Annotated in this window: 17 protein-coding genes; 10 read left to right on the forward strand and 7 right to left on the reverse strand. The window is 64.9% G+C overall.

Annotated features, from left to right (window positions below):
• Positions 1–9: 9 nt before the first annotated feature.
• The 7 genes from ACQP2D_RS33165 (at position 10) to ACQP2D_RS33195 (ending at position 8,483) form a co-directional block, all read left to right on the forward strand.
• Positions 10–1,383 (forward strand): ABC transporter substrate-binding protein, encoded by a 1,374-nt coding sequence (locus tag ACQP2D_RS33165; protein ID WP_433679852.1) that lies wholly within the window; start codon positions 10–12, stop codon positions 1,381–1,383.
• Positions 1,380–2,231, forward strand: coding sequence for a metallophosphoesterase (locus ACQP2D_RS33170; protein WP_433679853.1), 852 nt, complete (start codon positions 1,380–1,382; stop codon positions 2,229–2,231). Before ACQP2D_RS33165 ends, ACQP2D_RS33170 begins: the two co-directional genes overlap by 4 nt.
• On the forward strand, positions 2,232–3,173 hold the full coding sequence (locus ACQP2D_RS33175) for a carbohydrate ABC transporter permease (protein ID WP_433679854.1): 942 nt from the start codon (positions 2,232–2,234) through the stop codon (positions 3,171–3,173). It abuts the gene before it with no gap.
• The gene (locus ACQP2D_RS33180) at positions 3,163–3,975 is read left to right on the forward strand and encodes a carbohydrate ABC transporter permease (RefSeq protein WP_433679856.1); all 813 of its coding nucleotides are present in this window, start codon (positions 3,163–3,165) and stop codon (positions 3,973–3,975) included. The genes ACQP2D_RS33175 and ACQP2D_RS33180 overlap by 11 nt, the downstream gene beginning before the upstream one ends.
• Positions 3,976–4,188: 213 nt before the next feature.
• Positions 4,189–5,760, forward strand: a complete 1,572-nt coding sequence (locus tag ACQP2D_RS33185; protein WP_433679858.1) for an alpha/beta hydrolase — start codon at positions 4,189–4,191, stop codon at positions 5,758–5,760.
• 419 nt (positions 5,761–6,179) lie between these two features.
• Positions 6,180–6,581, forward strand: a complete 402-nt coding sequence (locus ACQP2D_RS33190; RefSeq protein WP_433679859.1) for a hypothetical protein — start codon at positions 6,180–6,182, stop codon at positions 6,579–6,581.
• 201 nt (positions 6,582–6,782) lie between these two features.
• Positions 6,783–8,483 (forward strand): hypothetical protein, encoded by a 1,701-nt coding sequence (locus ACQP2D_RS33195; RefSeq protein ID WP_433679861.1) that lies wholly within the window; start codon positions 6,783–6,785, stop codon positions 8,481–8,483.
• 2 nt (positions 8,484–8,485) lie between these two features.
• On the opposite strand, the gene ACQP2D_RS33200 is transcribed toward ACQP2D_RS33195, so the two are convergent.
• The 7 genes from ACQP2D_RS33200 to ACQP2D_RS33230 form a co-directional block, all read right to left on the reverse strand.
• A complete protein-coding gene (locus ACQP2D_RS33200) occupies positions 8,486–9,082 on the reverse strand; it encodes a hypothetical protein (RefSeq protein ID WP_433679862.1) in 597 nt (198 codons plus the stop codon).
• Positions 9,083–9,368: 286 nt separating this feature from the next.
• A complete protein-coding gene (locus ACQP2D_RS33205; RefSeq protein WP_433679863.1) occupies positions 9,369–10,304 on the reverse strand; it encodes a LysR family transcriptional regulator in 936 nt (311 codons plus the stop codon).
• A gap of 246 nt (positions 10,305–10,550) precedes the next feature.
• Positions 10,551–11,417, reverse strand: a complete 867-nt coding sequence (locus ACQP2D_RS33210) for an LLM class F420-dependent oxidoreductase (RefSeq protein WP_433679865.1) — start codon at positions 11,415–11,417, stop codon at positions 10,551–10,553.
• A gap of 48 nt (positions 11,418–11,465) precedes the next feature.
• The gene (locus tag ACQP2D_RS33215) at positions 11,466–12,713 is read right to left on the reverse strand and encodes a cytochrome P450 (protein ID WP_433679866.1); all 1,248 of its coding nucleotides are present in this window, start codon (positions 12,711–12,713) and stop codon (positions 11,466–11,468) included.
• 148 nt (positions 12,714–12,861) lie between these two features.
• On the reverse strand, positions 12,862–13,356 hold the full coding sequence (locus tag ACQP2D_RS33220; RefSeq protein WP_433679867.1) for a hypothetical protein: 495 nt from the start codon (positions 13,354–13,356) through the stop codon (positions 12,862–12,864).
• A gap of 10 nt (positions 13,357–13,366) precedes the next feature.
• The gene (locus ACQP2D_RS33225) at positions 13,367–13,876 is read right to left on the reverse strand and encodes a hypothetical protein (RefSeq protein WP_433679869.1); all 510 of its coding nucleotides are present in this window, start codon (positions 13,874–13,876) and stop codon (positions 13,367–13,369) included.
• Positions 13,873–15,405 (reverse strand): peptidoglycan DD-metalloendopeptidase family protein, encoded by a 1,533-nt coding sequence (locus ACQP2D_RS33230; protein WP_433679870.1) that lies wholly within the window; start codon positions 15,403–15,405, stop codon positions 13,873–13,875. The genes ACQP2D_RS33225 and ACQP2D_RS33230 overlap by 4 nt, the downstream gene beginning before the upstream one ends.
• Here ACQP2D_RS33230 and ACQP2D_RS33235 point away from each other — a divergent pair.
• From ACQP2D_RS33235 to ACQP2D_RS33245, 3 genes are all read left to right on the forward strand, one after another.
• The gene (locus ACQP2D_RS33235; protein WP_433679871.1) at positions 15,398–15,526 is read left to right on the forward strand and encodes a hypothetical protein; all 129 of its coding nucleotides are present in this window, start codon (positions 15,398–15,400) and stop codon (positions 15,524–15,526) included. The two genes, ACQP2D_RS33230 and ACQP2D_RS33235, sit on opposite strands and share 8 nt — an antisense overlap.
• A 24-nt stretch (positions 15,527–15,550) precedes the next feature.
• Positions 15,551–16,009 (forward strand): hypothetical protein, encoded by a 459-nt coding sequence (locus ACQP2D_RS33240; protein ID WP_433679873.1) that lies wholly within the window; start codon positions 15,551–15,553, stop codon positions 16,007–16,009.
• 234 nt (positions 16,010–16,243) lie between these two features.
• Positions 16,244–16,858 (forward strand): helix-turn-helix transcriptional regulator, encoded by a 615-nt coding sequence (locus ACQP2D_RS33245; protein ID WP_433679874.1) that lies wholly within the window; start codon positions 16,244–16,246, stop codon positions 16,856–16,858.
• Positions 16,859–16,871 lie beyond the last annotated feature (13 nt).

The following is a 16,871-nucleotide window of genomic DNA, read 5'->3' on the forward strand; positions in this document are numbered from 1 at the left end:
AGAACCATCGTGAAACGCACCGTGCCCGTGCTGGGCCTGGTGTTCGCAGCCACCGTCGCGCTCAGCGCCTGCGGCGGCCTCGGGAGCACCACCACCGACTCGAATGCCGATACCGCCCAGATCCCGGAACTGCAGCCGAATCAGCAGGTGTCCATCGTGTTCGAGTCCTATAACTACGGACTCGCCGGAGCATGGACCGACACCTTCAACGCGCTGCTCGCCGATTTCGGCAAGAAGTTCCCGAATATCAAGGTCACCGCGCAGAAGCCGCAGGGCAATAGCCCGAATCCGGCCACCGATACCATCTCCAGCATTCAGAACCAGCTGGTGGCCGGCACCCCGCCGGATGTCGCGCAGCTCGGCTTCAGCGATCTGGACTACACCATCCACCAGCTCGGCGCCAAGCCGTTGGACACCCTGGTTTCCGGACAGGAGGTCCAGCGCAACTTCGACGGGGCCAAGTACCCGTATGCCCCGAAGGCGCGGACCCTGGCGGACTGGGACGGCCACACCTATGGCGTCCCGTTCGTCTTCTCCACGCCCGTCCTGTACTTCAACGCCTCATTGTTCACCGAGGCCGGGCTCGATCCGGCGAAACCACCCGCCACCTGGCAGCAGGTCGCCGAGGCAGCCGCCGCGATCACCGGGAAGACCGGCAAGGGCGGCGTGTACATCGATTGTCTGACCAAGACCGCCAAGGACTGGTGCTTCCAGTCGCTGGTGCGCTCCAATGGCGGCCGGGTCATCTCCGAAGACCGCAGGACGCTGTCGTTCGCCGAGGCCCCCGCGGTCGAAGTGACGCGGATGAGCAGGCAACTCGTCGACACGGGCAGTATGCCGAAGCTCAACCAGAAGCAGGGTTACGAGGCCTTCGCGCGCGGTGAGATCGGCATGATCCTGGAGACCAGCGCCATCCAGGGCACCTTCGTCACCGGCGCCAAGGACAAATGGGACCTGCGGTCCGCGCCCATGCCCAGCTTCGCCGGCAAACCCACCGTGCCGACGAATTCCGGTGCGTCGCTGCATATTCTGTCCAATGACCCGGCCAAGCAGCGGGCGTCGTGGGAACTGATCGAATTCCTCACCAGCGAGCAGGCCTACACCAAGATCTCGCAGGGCATCGGGTATCTGCCCCTGCGTACCGGTTTGCTGGACGATCCGAACGGACTGAAGACCTGGTCCGAGCAGAATCCCTTGCTGGCACCGAATGTCGCGCAGCTGGCGAATATGGAGCCGTGGATCTCCATGCCGGGCACCAACTACCTGCAGATCCGTGACGGCATGATGGATGCGGTCGAATCGATCGTCTTCCAGGGCAAGGATCCGCAGTCCACCTTGGCCACCGCCCGCGCACAGGGCGCCGAACTGCTGCCCGCGTCATGAGTTCGGTGACCGTCGTCCAGCTCACCGACACCCACATCCGGCCCGCCGGTCAACGGGTGCACGGCATGGTGGACACCTACGCCAACCTCACCCAGGTGCTGCAGCAGCTGCTGGACTCGCGCCAGCGCATCGACGCACTGGTGTTGTCGGGCGATCTGACCGATAACGGAGCACCGGAGGCCTATCGGCGGCTGCGCGACGCGGTGGAGGCGGCGGCCGCCGAACTCGGCGCACAGCCGGTGTACGTGATGGGCAATCACGATGAGCGCGTGGCCTTCGGGATCGAATTGCTCGGCCTGGATTCGGTCGATCCGGACGCCAGCCATGACCGGGTGGTCGAGGTCGCCGGTTTGCGGATCATCGCACTGGACAGCAGTACACCAGGCCGGCACGATGGACGGCTCGAACCCGAACAGCTGGACTGGCTGGCCGATCAGCTGCGCGAACCCGCACCGCACGGCACACTGCTCGTCCTGCACCATCCGCCGATCCCGTCCCCGGTGGCCGCCACCGAATATCTGCGGCTCGAGCAGCCGGAGCTGCTCGGCGAGGCGCTGACGGGATCGGATGTGCGACTGATCATCTGCGGGCACAACCATTTGACCGGTGCGGCGGCCCTCGGCGGCATTCCGGTGTGGATCGGGCCAGCGATGGCATATCGGATCGATCCGATCGCGCCACGCGGGCGGCACCGCGGCCTGAGCGGATTCGGTTACAGCCGCATCGATCTGCTCGGTACGACCTTGGTGGCCACCGCGATCGAGGCGACACCCGCCGAAACCGTCTACGACAGAGCCGAAGCGGATGTGCTCGACCAGCTGGCGGCACTGGCTGCCGAGGCCGGGTAGATGTTCGTCGTCGACATACCGACCGCGGCAGCGGATATCGCCCCGGCTCCGCTACCCCGACGCCTCGCCCGGTTTCGCCGGGCGAGGCGGCTGCTGGTGCCCTACCTCTATCTCGCGCCCGCCCTATTGCTGTTGGTGGTGTGGACCTACCGACCGCTGGTCCAGGCATTCGAGCTGTCCACCTACTCGTGGAATCTGCTGCCGACCGCACCGATGAAGCCGGTCGGTACCGGCAATTACGAACGGCTGGTGCACCTTCCGGCCTTCTGGGATTCGGTCGAAAGGACCGGGGTACTGATCGCGGGCATGCTGCCGTTCACCGTGGTGCTGCCGGTGTTCATCGCATTCGCCAGCAGCAGGGTGCGCGGCCGGACCATTTATCACGCCTTCCTATTCGTGCCGTTTCTGGTGGCTCCGGTTGCGGCAGCGGCGGTGTGGCGATGGTTGCTGCATCCGGGCACGGGTTTCGTCGACCGGGTACTCGGCTCGGATCGGAACTGGGTGTACGACGCGGGCACCGCGCACGCCGTCATCATCGGGATCACCGGCTGGCAGCTGCTCGGCTTCGCGGTGCTGGTGGTGTGGGCCGGATCGGCCGGTATCAGCGGCGACTACGAAGAGGCGGCGCAGGTGGACGGTGCGAGCCCGGGCCAGATCCGGCGCTGGATCACCCTGCCGCTGCTCTCCCCCACCCTGCTGTTCCTGGTGCTGACCACCGTTCTGCTCAGTCCGACGCTGACCTTCCCACTCATCGATTCGATGACGCAGGGCGGGCCAGCGCAGGCCACCACCAATATCTACTACCTGCTGTGGGACTACGCCTTCCACAGCTTCGACGCCGGGCTCAGCGCCGCGGCCGGAGTGCTGTTGTTCGCCGGATTCGGTGTGCTCGCCGGGATTCTGGTGTGGATCTCGGAAAAGGTTGCCTTCCATGATGATTGACCGTCTGCGCACCGCGGGCAGCCATGCGCTGCTCGCGGTCACCGCGGTGGTGTGCGTATTCCCGATCTACTGGCTGTTCGCCACCTCGCTGCGCCGCCCCGAGGATGTCGGCTCACTATCGCCGTTCCCGTGGCCGATCTCGTTCGCCAATTACACCGATGCCGCCGAAAAGGTCGATGTGCTCGGATTGATCGGCAATACCTTCTTCGTGTCGACATTGTCCGCGGCCGGGCAGCTGCTGGTCGCGCTGCTCGCCTCCTATGCGTTCGCGATGTATACCTTTCCGTGCCAACGGATCCTGTACCTCGCGTTCGTCGGCACCTGGCTGGTTCCGTTCCAGGTGACGATGCTGCCGAACTATGTGCTGCTCACCCGGCTGGGCCTGGTCGACTCGCTGATCGGCGTGGTCCTGCCCACCCTGTGCTCGGCGCTCGCGGTACTGCTGCTGCGCCAGCACATGGCCGGCTTCCCCAAGGAACTCATCGCCGCCGCCAAAATCGACGGCCGCTCCTCCTGGTCCATTCTCTGGACCGTCGTGGTCCCCAATCTGCGCCCCGCCCTCGCCGCGCTGGCCATCCTGCTGTTCATCAATGCCTGGAACGAATACTTCTGGCCCGCGGTCGTACTGCGCCGATCCAATGGCGTACTCCAGCTCGGCCTGCGCAGTTTCATGGGCACCGAGGGCGATCAGTGGGGCCCGATGATGGCCCTCGCCAGCCTCGCGTGCCTGCCCGTGCTGTTGATGTATCTGCTCCTGCAACGCCACATCGTGAATGCCTTCGTGCGGTCGGGGCTGAAGTAACACGAAACCCTGAAGGCCTGTGACCAGCAGCGGTAAGTGGCGGCGTTTCCCTGCGGGGTGTCGAGGAGCCACCACGCCGACGCACGGGGTAACCCGGCATTTGCTCGATGGTCGGCTACGGTGAGCGAAGTTTCCTTGCCGCACAGCCACGCCTTTCCCCCGTGACGATAGCGAGGATCCGTGTCGAACCGCCCTCGTTTCCCCCGACAGGTGGTGACATCCATAGTGGTGGCCGCGGTCGCGGTGTGCGGCGCCGCGCCCGCCGCGGCCGAGCCGCCGGACCCGACACCCGTGGCGACGCCCGCTCCGGTCTGGACCCCGTGCCCCAACGCCGCCGGTTTCGAATGCGCCACCGTGACCGCACCATTGGACTATCAGCATCCGCAAGCGCGCACGATCGAGCTGGCGGTCATCCGGCACCCGGCAACCGACCCGGCGCATCGGATCGGCAGCCTGCTGTTCAACCCCGGTGGGCCCGCACCCGCTATCGACCTGTTCGTCTTCGAGTATCCGTTCTTTCCCCAAGAGATGCGCGAACGGTTCGACATCGTCAGCTGGGACCCGCGCGGGTTCGGTCGCTCGACCGCCGTCCAATGTTTCGCCACTGCCGCGGAGTACGCAGCCTGGTCCGCGCAGATGCCCACAGGGTTTCCCGTCGGCCACCAGGAAGAGCGGCAGTGGATCGAAGGCAACATCGAACTGGGTCGGCGTTGCGAACAGCGTGACCCGGTGTTGCTGCGGTTCGTCTCGACCACAGACTCGGCACACGACCTGGATCTGCTGCGCGCGGTCCTGGGCGACCAGCGGTTGACCTATATGGGGGCCTCCTATGGGACGCTGCTGGGCGCCACTTACGCCAACCTCTTCCCCGACCGAGTGCGGGCGATGGTGCTCGACGGCAATATCGATCCCACGGCCTGGTACGACGACAACCCGGCGCTGCCGACGTTCCTGCGCGAAGGCTCCGACCTGGGGACGGCCCAGACGCTCACGCAGTTCCTCGACCTGTGCAGCCGAGCGGGCCCCAGCGACTGCCCCTTCGCGGCCGACACTGCCTGGGCGACCCGAGCCAAGTACGAGCGACTGATGGACCGCCTGCGCATCCACCCGGAGGGCATGTTCACCTTCGCCGTCACCGCCTCCATCGTTCGCATGGCCCTGCAACTGGTCCATCCCGTGGACGCTGCTCCGAACTGGTCCATGCTCGCCGGGCTACTGCAGGACCTCTGGCTGGGCCAGACGCCGCAGAGCACTGCGGAGCTGGCCTCGGTCCCGACGATGCCGAGCGAGGTCCTTTCATCCTCTGTGGGCGCCCCGTCGCTGGCTGCCCCCGACCAAAACCAGAGCTACTCGGGCATCGAGCAGGTCTACGCGCTGATATGCAGCGAAAGTCCCAACCCACGCGATCCGCACCTCTACGGCCCGCTGGCCAAATTCGCCACCCTGCGGGCCGGGACGGTCGGGCCCTTCTGGGCGTGGGTGACCGAGGCGTGTTCCACCTGGCCGGGCAGGGCGGCCCACCGCTACACCGGCCCGTGGAACCGGTCCAGGACACCGATCCTCACGGTCAACACCATCTTCGATCCCGCCACCCCGTATCGAGCCGCCCAGGCCATGACCGCCCAACTCGGCAACGCTCGACTGCTCACCGTCGCCGGATACGGGCACACCACACTGTCCAACCCGAGCAGTTGCGCGAATGCCCACGAAAGCAACTACGTCGTGCGGGGCGTGCTGCCCCCGCGCGGCACAGTCTGTCCACAGGACACCGCACCGTTCAGCTAGACCGATTCCGACGAATAGCATTTCCCACGTAACAGTCGGTTTGGGTGAGAAACCAACTTGCGGAATTGTTCGTCGATACGACCACGAATAGGTGCACGGCGGCGCAAACTCATAGTCCATGACGGTATTCGGGGAATACATACCCATGCTCGGCGGCAGCGTCAGAAGCCCACCGGTTGCGGCACGATCTGATTGCCGTGATAGCTCCCACACCCTCGATAAAGAGAACATTTGGTCTGCTTTCGGCCCGCAGCGTCGTTCCGAGCCGAGCACCTCCGAGGTGGCGCGCAAGCAAGTCGCCTGCGTAATGGGTACGGTCCCCGTCCAGGACCGGTTCGGGATCGAACACATAGCAGACGATGCCACCGGACAAAGGAGCGCGATGGGCGCAAAAGTCCAGCTAGAAGGCATGTTTCGCCTTGCACACCGAGGTGTCCCGCTTTACACTGTCCGGTAAGGAGAAACGAAATGCTTTCAAAATTGCTCGTAGCTATTCGATCCAGGGGGGCGGCATGAACGGTCGCCAGGGGAATCCATCCGAGAGCTCATCGGAGGCCTCCGCAGAAGAAGAGATTCATATGAACCTCGGGCCCGATGGTCGGCTGCCGAAATACAGCGACCTCTTCTATACCCGATACAAGCCGATGACTCCCATGCAATTGACCGCGGGCCGCCAGGAGCGTGTCGTTCGGCAATTCGGCCAGAATGTATTGGACAGGGTGTACGAAGCCTATCGCCGGACCTCCGAGATCCAGCAGAATTCGCCGATCGGCACACACGGACCGGTTCCCGTCGACAATGATGCGGAAACGGATTATTGACCAAGATTTACTCAGGGGTGGAAATTCTTGTGCGAGAACGTTACGCAGCTCAACGAGTGCGCGTTCGGGCAAATATATGAACTGTGCGGAGATCCGGTCGATCATTTGCTGGAGCAGCTACAGCTCAGACCGGGCTCTGCGTACAAGGGCAATGATCAACCGGCGCGAACACTGCTAGAGGTGTTCTGCACGAAATCGAACGTGGTCATTGTCGAAAACGAATACTTCGACCTCGATTTCCGGAGCGAGTTCAGCAAGGTACACGACGCACGTTTCGGCTCCCGTTCCTCGGACACCGCACGGGTACATTTCTTCAACGGCCGGATACCGAAAAGCAACTCACATCTGCGCGACTTCGTCGCGCGACGGGGTTCGACCTACTACGGATACGCCGTTCTGCGACCGCAGTTTCCCGGCAAGATCGGCCGGTCGATGGTCTCCTCGGAACTCACCGTCGCCGAGATCGCGGGCGACCGGACGCTCGCCGATAAGGTCCGCACCGCAGTCGGCGAGGATGTCCAGATCTTCGGAGTCGCCCAACGGGTGGTCGGCGTCCCGTTCATGGAGCAGGACGGACACCTGATGACCTGCGCGCACATTACGGCGTGGGTCTGCCATTACTCGGCGGTGCTGCGCGGGGCCGTCCCGCGGCGCGCATCGGCACAGTTCCATGGCATCAGCGATAAGACCGCAGCATTCAGTCGCTCGTATCCATCGCAGGGACTCAACCGAAATATGCTGACCGCCACGCTGCGCGCGGTCGATCTCCCGCCCGAAGTGCTGGACGCCGACTCACTGTGCAAACGTATCAATCTGAACTGGAGTCATCGGCTGAGCTTCACCGCCGAAACGCGGCAGCTCGAAGCCGAAGCGAACCGCCTCCAAACCGATGCGAACCGCATCAAGAGAGCAGGCGTAGCTATTGCGCTGCAACGCCTTTGGGTCGGCGAGAATCTCGGTGCATGCGTCTGCCGATACCTCAATTCGGCGCTGCCGGTGATTCTGCTGCGCGCACCGGAACAACGCAGCGGCGTCGCCCATGCCCAGGTCGCCGTCGGCTACCTGCGTCGACAGGATCTCGATCCGACACAGCAGCGACCGAAGTCCGGCGAGGAATACGCCCTCGATGACGCGACCTCGGATGTCGTGGCGCTGATCGTGTGCGACGACCAGACCGGGCCCTATCAGGTGGTCATGCTCGAGGAGTTGGTCAACGAATTCGTCCACCCCGACAAATCCAGGCAGGCATCGGTGGTAGTTCCGCTGCCGCGGTCCATTTGGCTTTCCGGCACCGCCGCCGAACAGGCCGCCGCCGATTGGCTGAAGGTCGTCGCCGAGGACCGGCTCGGGGCCTTGGCAAGCTGGCGGCTACCCAGACGTCTGGTGGGCCATGCGAACCTGTATCACGAACGGCTGCGGTCGTTTGTCGATCAGATTTCCGGTGAGCGCATCGGAGAGCTCGCGATACGCACCTATATCACCGCGGGCACGGAGTTCAAGGAGAGTATCGCACGACGGCTGAACGGCGAGAAGGCGCTGGCGCGGGCCTTGGGTTACACCCAGATGCCCAAGTACGTCTGGGTCAGTGAGGCCATCGACCGGAAGCTGCGCGATAAGCGCGAACCAAGTGTGTTGGCAACGATTGCTTTCGACTCGACCGCGGTGACCATCGACGGACGATTGGATACCACGAGTCTGCTGCCACTGGTCGTGCACATACCCGGACAGGCGGTCTGCAGCACGCAGTACGACGACTATGCGCAGAGTGATGTCAACCAGGGCTGGTTTCCCTCGGCGTTGGAGCCGTACCGCACCGGGCGATGGAATCGACACAGCGACAATCACGACTACACGCGCCGACATTGGCATTGGAAGTCGGCAATGAGCTTTTCCGCCGGTTGAGCCTAGAGGGCAACGATCGCGGAAATTATCAACAGGCAGGCCAGGACGGACATGGAAATGAATGAGGTGAACACCATTTTCGCCCGCCTCTGATTCACGGCGCAGATGATGTCGTAGGTCTTGATCTTGGCCTCGACCACCCGCTGGGGGTGACTGGCCTGCTTGTTGTCCAGAACTTCCCGGTAGAGCTTGAGAAAGCCCACCGGAGTGTAGCCCGGATAGTTTGCGGGCATCGCGATGAAGGCCGCGGAGAGAATCGAAACCGCCGCCGCGACAACAACTCCCACCGCACAGATGGTCGGCCAGAATCCGGATGTCACGATCTTCAGGTCGAGTACCTTCATCAAGGTCAGATAGATCGTCAGCAGGCCGACGTTCATTGTGACCAGAGGGAAGGCCCTGGACTCGAAAGCCGCCTTGCGCTGCCATGCGGTCTCGATTTCTTTGTCCAGGTAATCCGACATTGCCGCGAGATCGTCTTGTTCGACGATCCGAACGGTCTCATTCGGTTGGAGTCCCGCGACAATGGCGGGTGACTGTGGCGTCAGGAGCGGCCAGCGTAAAACTGGCCCAAGTCCGAATCGTCCCCACGCGTCCATAGCCCCTCCGTTTCGATAGGCGGCACCGGCTGCGGGGAGCGCCCGGGTTCCGGCATCCGTGGGGAAGCCGCCGCGGCGCCTCCGGTATCGGGCGCGATCTCGGAGGCATTGGGATCCAGCGACATCTGGGCAATCTCCTGGGTGAAGAGTTGGTGGCCAGCTACGGGTTCATACCAGTCCGACAACGAGTCTACGGGAAGGATTCCGGCATCCGCCCGTCCCGAGACGCTCCGAAAGCCGCTGCGCCGGACCACGAAACGGCAAGCGCCATGGCCTAACGAAGGACTCAGGCCGACAGTGCGCTGGCAATATCCAGGTGGGCGGGTTCGGCGGAATCGATGCAGTCCAGGAAGAACGGGACCGCCGGGTTCGACTCGTCCGCACGCCACACCGCGTACAGATCCAATGTCGGCACCGGATCGAACAGTTTGACCGCCACCACCGAACTGCCTTCCAGCGCACCCATACCCATCGAGATGGCGCGCGGCAGCGAGGCGAATCCGACGAGTGGTCGCACCGAGACCGTATGCGCGGTCGCGCCGGGATCATCGGCGGTATGCGCGACGGCCAGGGCGATCCTGGTGTCCGCCGCGGCCCGAAAGATGGAGTCGTACATGGCCGGACACTGTTCGCGAGCGAACAGCACACACTCCTGGCCCGCCAATTCGGCGAAGGGCACCCCGGGGCGATCGGCCCACCGATGTCGGCGCCCGACCACCGCCACCAGCGGAATCCGGTGCAGCAGTCGCCGATAGCGGAAATCGGGGGTGCTCGGGTGCCCGTAGACCAGCGCCAGATCGAGCGAGCCGTCGGACAGCGCGGCCAACTGCGGGCCGGTGCGCTTCTCCCACAGCGACACCACGATATCCGGATGCCGTTCGGTCATCCTGGTGAGCGCGTCCGGCAGGACATGTCTGCTGGCGGGAAGGTTGTAGCCGATATTGAGGGTGCCCGCGCGGCCCTCGGCGGTCGCCTTGGCGACCTGGGCGGCCCGGTCCATCTGGGCCACGACGATGCGGGCCTGACTCTCGAATTCCCGGCCCGCCGGGGTCAGCTTGACCTCGTGGGAGTTGCGCGCGACCAGTTGCACGCCGAGCGACTTCTCCAGCTTCTGCAGCTGGGCACTGAGACTGGGCTGGGTGAGATGCAGGCGCTGCGCCGCGCGGCCGAAATGCAGCTCTTCGGCAATGGTGATGAATGAAACCAGATGTCGGAACTCCATGCGCCCGGCTCCTTATCCCGCGTACCGAGCACGCTAGCTGAAGCAGATAACCGAGGATGAACCGCGATCGCACGGATATCACCGGAACCATGGCCGCCGAGTGAACTGCTCCTGGTGACGATCGCGGATGTGCTATGCGATGTCCGACCATCCACCGCTTCGCCCAACTCGAAGTCATGGCCGGCAACGCTGATCGGCCGGGTGGCGGCGCTGTGATCTGCGGTCGGTGCTTAGGGATTCGGATGGTCAGAGGTCGCTGACCGCACGCACCAATTCGGAGATCTGCTCGATGTCCTCGTCCACGAACGGGCCGGAGCGGCCGAGTACGACGTGCTCGATGCCGAATTCGGCGAATTGGGCGAACGAATCCGCTTGCTCCGCAATCGGTTTGTCCGGGTAGTAGTACGCGACCATCGTTTTCTCGATGTCCGCGTATGGTCGGCCGACGTCCTCGCAATGTCCTCGCAGAATGGCGAGTTTGGCCGCGACCGCGGCTACGGATGGACCGAAGAGATTGCAGGCGTCGGCGTACTGCGCGACCAGCCGCAGCGTTTTGCGCTCGCCCTGGCCGCCGATCATGATGGGCGGATGCGGGCGGGTCAGCGCATTGGGCACGTTCAGCGGTCGTTCGAGCGTGTAATGCTTTCCGTGGAACGGCTTCTCCGAACCCGCCCACATCTGCTTCGCGATCCGCAGGGTCTCCTCCAGTCGTTCGTAGCGCTCGGAGCGCGGCGGAAAGAACAGGCCGAGCCCTGCGGATTCCTCGGCATTCCAAGCCGCGCCGATGCCGAGCCAGGCGCGGCCGCCGGAGAGCACATCGAGGGTCGTGACGCTCTTGACCAGCAGACCCGGATCCCGGTAGCTGACAGCGGTCACCAAGGCGCCGAACCGAATCCGTTCGGTCCGAGCCGCGATATAGCCGAGTGCGGCGTAGGCCTCGAGCATGTCGTGTTCGGCCGGGCCGTTCGGACCGATCTGGAACAGGTGATCCATAACGAATACCGAGTCGAGCCCGGCCTGATCGGCGGCGCGCACGATCCGGTCGACCCGCGGGCCGATCGCATCAGGTGAATCCGGCCAGGTGAAGTCGGCGAGGGAAATACTCAGTCGCATAGGCCGAGCGTGGCACGACCAGCGCGCGCCGGGGAGGCACCGTCGGTCCTAGGACGGTTGCGGCAGTGGCGGCGATTTGGGGAAGGCGATCGGTAGCGCGGTCAGTGCACGGTGGAACGGGCCCGGTCGCCAGGTCAGTTCATCGGGCGGGACCGCGAGGCGGATCTCGGGCAATGCGTCGAGCAGTTGATCGATGGCGTCCTGGGCGATCAGATACGCCATGGAATTCGCGGGGCACACATGTGGTCCGGCACCAAAGGCCAAATGGGATCGATTGCCCGCGTACTGGTTCGCGGTAATCGCCGGATCGGTGTTGCAGGCGGCAATGCTGATGACGACGGGCTGATGTGCGGGTAGCCAGACATCGTCGATCAGGATGGGCTGACGCGGAAATGTGATACAGAAATTCGCCATCGGCGGATCGTTGAACAACACCTCGTCGAGCGCGTCCCGGGTGGATAGGGTTCCGCCCAGCACACTGCCGCCGAAGCGCTCATCGGTCAGGATCAACAGCAGGGTATTGACGATCAGATTCTGCTGCGGCTCGATGCCCGCGCCGTACAGCGTGCCCAACTGGTGCACCATCTCGTTATCGCTCAGCCCCGCCGGATGCTGCAACATCCGCGTGGTGATGTCGTCGCCCGGCTCTACCCGCTTGAGCTGGGTCAACTCCAACATCGCACCGACGAGCAACTGATTGCCGCGCTCTGCGTCGACACCCTCGAAAATCGCCGCCATCCCGATCGCGGCCTGCTGCGCGATCTCGGCGGGACACCCGAGCATGGCGTTCAACACCGCGAAGGCGAGCGGAAATGCGTACTGGCGTACCAGATCTGCGGACCCGCTGGCACAGAACTCGTTGATCAGCGGCACCGCGAGCCTGGCCACCGTATCGTGCAGGTCGTACTGATCGACCTTCTCCAGACCCGCGAGATTGGTCTGCCGGTATCTGGCATGCGCGTCACCGGCATTGCGCAAAGCATTCGGCCGCCACTGCATCATCGGCAATACCGGACAGTCAACGGGCACATTTTTCTGCCATGCGCGCGGATCCGCCGGAAAATGGTCCGGATCATTGAAAATCCGCAACGCCGTGTAATAGCCGACCACCAATGTCGCGGGCACCCCCGGCGCCAGGTCCACCGGCACCAGCGCCCCATAGCGCTGCCGCATCTCCCGATACGCCCGGTGCGGATCCGCCGCGAACTCCGGCGTATACAGCGACACCCGGGGTCCATCCGTGTCGATCGGCGAGGTGAGCGGAGCGCGACTGTGCGCTGGCGACGGCAACGTCATCGAGAAAACTCCAGGCGTTTCGAACAATTAGCCTCGTGAGCCTATGCACCCGGCACAGCGCGTGCACCCCGAACATCGAAACCCCGGCCCGCGTGGCCCATCCGCCGGGCGTCGGCGCCACTGAATTCGTTCGACAGCTCGTTGCGGCTCAGACGAATTCGATCGAATCGATGCGCCAGCCGCTGTCCGAGCGTCGCAGGGTGACCCTGGCGGTGAGGTCGATCGAGTCGATGACGGTGCCGTTGGGCGCCTTGACAGCCTGGGTGATCATCGCCAGCCGGTCGATCCGCTGGTCGGTGTCCGCACCGTGCTCGGTGCCGAGGATCAGCACGGTGGCTTCCACGGTTGCGCGCGTGCGCGCCCACTCGTCCCATTGCACACCGGGGCCGCGTTCGGAGGTGGTGGTCGCGGTCGCCGCGAAATTGTCCGAGAGCCAGGGCGTCGCGCGTCGAAAGGCGTCGCGCCTGCTGGTATCCGGGCCCGGGTGCCAGGTGAACATGGTCTGCAGGCCGGAAGTGATCGTTTCGATCGCCGCCTTATCGGCGGGTTCGACATCGTGCCCGGTCTGGGTCGAGGAACAGGCGACGCACAGTGTCGCGGCCAGGGACGCGAGAACCATGAATGCGTAGCGCAGAATGGACATGGCAGCCTCCTCAGAAGCGCATCTCATGGATGCGCCAGCCTTGTTCGGTCCGCACTACTGTTGCCCAGACCGTGATTTCGATGCTCTCGATGGATTTCCCCGCGGCGTCGGTAATCGCCTGGCCGATCAGCAGCACGCGATCGATGCGGGCGGATTGATCCGGCGGATGTTCGTCGGTCGTGATCTGCACGGTGATCTTGACCTTCGCCTTGGCGTCGGCCCATGCCTTCCACTGCGTCTTGGACCCGCCCGAGGTGGTGTCGCGGGCACGGGCGCCGAGCTGGTCGGTGAGGTATGGACGGGCGCGGGCGTAGGCGTCATCGGGTGAGCTGTCGGTCTGCGGCCGCCAGCCGAACATTGTCGAAAAGCCGTCGCGTAGTACCGCATTCGGGTCGGCGGTATCGGCGGCGCCGAGCGGGGCCGGGAGCGCCAGGCCGGGCACCGTCGCACCGCATCCGCTGATCGCCGCGACACCGAGGGCCGCGATCAGCAGGGCGAACAGGATTCGGCGGATACTCATGAGACGCTCCGTACCTTGGCATCCGCGCCGATGGGGGCCTCGACAACCGTGCCGTCGGTGCTCGACGCGTGCACCATCCGTCCGCCGCCGATCGCGATGCCGACATGGCGCGGTGTTCCGTCCGAATTCCAATCGCTGAAGACGAGATCGCCCGCCTTGGCCTGGTCGACGGCGATTTCATGCCCCTGGGCCCACTGCTGCTGGACGGTGCGCGGCAGCGTGGTGCCGCCGCTGGTCGCGACATAGGTCACGCAGCTCGCCAGCCCGGGCGCGTCGAAACCACCGTGGGTGGGGCCCTTGGTATTTCCGCCGCCCCAGGCGTACGCGGTGCCGAGATACTGCTTGGCCGCCTGCGCAGCCTTGGCCACTCGGTCGGTCTGCTGTTCCGCAGTGGCCATCGAGTTGAAGTCGGTCGAGGCGAATTGGCGTTCGAGTTCCCTGATGGTGCGCACGTACGGGCGGGTCTGGGTGGTGTAATCACCGCCGGACGGCATGCCGCCCGCGGCTTGGACCGCGCCGAAACCCGCGTTGTACGCGGCCAGCGCGAGGTCGACCGCATCGCCGTGCAGCGCGCCGCTGTTCACCCCGGCCGCGGTGTCCTGCCAGTTCCTGCACATGAAATGGGCCTGTGCCACAACGGCATCGGCGATGCTGTTGATGTCGGCGACGCCATTGTTATCGGCGTCGACCTTCCAGGTCTCCCAGGTGGCTGGCATGAACTGGGCGGGGCCCCTGGCACCGGTGGACGATACCGGGGCGCTCGCACCGTAGTGGAAGTTGTTCTCCGCCTCGAGCTGTGCGGCCAGCAGCGGCGCGGTAATGCCGCTATTGGGGCATTCGGCGGCACCTTTGAGCAGCCACGGCACGAATTCCTGCGGGACCTTGCCCGGGGCGAGGCCCGCACCGGGACGCACGGCGCAGTCGGCGATCGCGTGTGCGATCTTCAGCGCCGACTGCGATGCCGCGGGGGCGGCTTGCTCGAGCATCGGCGCGGGATCGACCGCCTTACCGCTACCCAGCCGCAGACCCTGCCACAGCTCGAAATGCAGATGGGCGCCAGAGGATTGGCCGTTGCTGCCGACATCGGCGATGTGTTGCCCCGCCTTGACGACGTCGCCCGTATGGACGTGCAGACCGCTGTCGTACATGTGACCGTAGACGGTCGAGACCTGACCGGTGGATGTCGTCGAATCGATGACGATCCAGTTGCCGAATCCGGTCGCCGGACCGGCCGCCACCACCTTTCCGTCGAGCGCCGCGTAGATCGGGGTGCCTTCCGACGCGGCGAGATCGATGCCGCGGTGGAATTCACCGCCGCGCTGGCCGAACGGCGACGAAACCGTGTACTGGCCCTTGGCCATCGGGCCGGTGATCACCGCGCACGGTGACGATTGGGACAGGTCATCCGGGACCGTGCGTTCGGGTGCGGGCTGGTTGGGCGGCGGTGGCGGAATCTGCGGGTTGATGGCCTCTATCACCACCGGGCGGTCAGTGGTGGTGGTGGTCGAAACCGACTCCGTCGTGGTCACCACAGTGGACGTCGTCGAGGAGGCACCGGTCGATTGGCCGTCCACACACGGGGTGGCGGAGGTGGTGGCGCTCGGCGTCGTCGTGGTCGGGCACGCCGATGCTTTGGTTTCGCATGGTTGACCTGTCGTCGTCGGCGGTCCGGTTGTGCTGGCGCACGTCTTGGCCGCAGTCGTCTGCTCTGTGCCGGTCGCGGTAGTGGACGAACTCTGCGACGACGGTGTCGTTGTGGCGGCTACCGTCGTTCTCGACGGCGCGGTGGTCGTGTCGGTCGGCGTTGTGGTCGTCGGTCCGGTGGATTCCTCGGTCGACGGCTCGGCCCGCGTGGTCGTACCGGCAGACGACGGAACAACCAGTGGCACAGTGGTTTCCGGTACCACGGTGACCGGAGGCGCGCTGGGCGGTGTGGTGCCGACCGGTGCGGCACCGGCGTACCCGATCCGATTCCCGGAAAGCAGACCCGCAGCCGCCATCATGGCGACCACGACCGTCGTGGTCGCCACAACGAGGAGCCATGCCGATCGGCGATGCGGCTCGCGGTGGTGTCGAATCGGTCTCATCCAGGTGTCCCCAGCGCTATCGAATGCGGAATGGACATCAGAGTGACCGCGCGTCCGTGGTGCCGCACCTGCCCGATCCGACGCCATGCGACGGCCACGACTGCCAGCGCGGCCGATCCCACCGCCCCCGACCTGCGCCGATGCCCTCGAATACCGTGCCCGAACGGGCAACGACCTGCACGTTTAGTTCTTGATGAGTGCACGGTTAGAAGTCCGCGGATGCTCGAGTTCCAGGCATCGAGAGCGCTCGAAGCCCAGTCATTTCGAGAGGTGTGCTCCGATGGACAGAACCGCTGTCTACGTCGACGCGGGCGATCCGATCTCGCGTGCCGGTCTCATTGCCCAATTGCGGACGCGGACGGAGGTACTCGTCGCCGACGATCCGGCACGGGCCGTGGTCGCACTGGTTGTCGCGGATACGGTGGACGAGTCCACCCTGCAGACGCTGCGCCGATTGCAACGCGGCAGCTGCCGTCCGGTACTGGTGGCGTCCGATTTCGATGAAAAGGGGTTGGCGGCGGCGGTGGAAGCCGGGATCGCCGGACTGGTACGCAGACAGGACGCATCGGCCGAGCGCCTGGCCCGTGCGGCATGTGCCGCGGCGCGCGGCGAAGGCACGGTGCCACCCGATCTGCTCGGCCGGTTGCTCGATCAGGTCGGCCGGTTGCAGCGCCAGGTGCTGCACCCGCGCGGGCTCAGCCTGACCGGTTTATCGCACCGGGAGATCGAGATTCTGCGCCTGGTCGCCGAGGGCGATGACACGGCAGAGATCGCCGCCAAGCTGTGCTACTCGCAGCGCACGATCAAGAACGCGCTGCACGACATAACCAGCCGCCTGCAGTTGCGCAACCGGTCCCATGCCGTGGCCTACGCGCTGCGCCAGGGCCTGATCTAAGGGCTGGTGGCAC

It is taken from the genome of Nocardia sp. CA-119907 (assembly GCF_050955995.1).
GTDB lineage: Bacteria > Actinomycetota > Actinomycetes > Mycobacteriales > Mycobacteriaceae > Nocardia.

Excerpts from the sequence above, each read along its gene's own strand:
- ACQP2D_RS33170 (WP_433679853.1), top strand. The coding sequence starts at position 1,380 with ATGAGTTCGGTGACCGTCGTCCAGCTCACCGACACCCACATCCGGCCC.
- ACQP2D_RS33175 (WP_433679854.1), top strand. The coding sequence starts at position 2,232 with ATGTTCGTCGTCGACATACCGACCGCGGCAGCGGATATCGCCCCGGCT.
- ACQP2D_RS33180 (WP_433679856.1), top strand. The coding sequence starts at position 3,163 with ATGATGATTGACCGTCTGCGCACCGCGGGCAGCCATGCGCTGCTCGCG.
- ACQP2D_RS33200 (WP_433679862.1), bottom strand. The coding sequence starts at position 9,082 with ATGGACGCGTGGGGACGATTCGGACTTGGGCCAGTTTTACGCTGGCCG.
- ACQP2D_RS33205 (WP_433679863.1), bottom strand. The coding sequence starts at position 10,304 with ATGGAGTTCCGACATCTGGTTTCATTCATCACCATTGCCGAAGAGCTG.
- ACQP2D_RS33210 (WP_433679865.1), bottom strand. The coding sequence starts at position 11,417 with ATGCGACTGAGTATTTCCCTCGCCGACTTCACCTGGCCGGATTCACCT.
- ACQP2D_RS33215 (WP_433679866.1), bottom strand. The coding sequence starts at position 12,713 with ATGACGTTGCCGTCGCCAGCGCACAGTCGCGCTCCGCTCACCTCGCCG.
- ACQP2D_RS33220 (WP_433679867.1), bottom strand. The coding sequence starts at position 13,356 with ATGTCCATTCTGCGCTACGCATTCATGGTTCTCGCGTCCCTGGCCGCG.
- ACQP2D_RS33225 (WP_433679869.1), bottom strand. The coding sequence starts at position 13,876 with ATGAGTATCCGCCGAATCCTGTTCGCCCTGCTGATCGCGGCCCTCGGT.
- ACQP2D_RS33245 (WP_433679874.1), top strand. The coding sequence starts at position 16,244 with ATGGACAGAACCGCTGTCTACGTCGACGCGGGCGATCCGATCTCGCGT.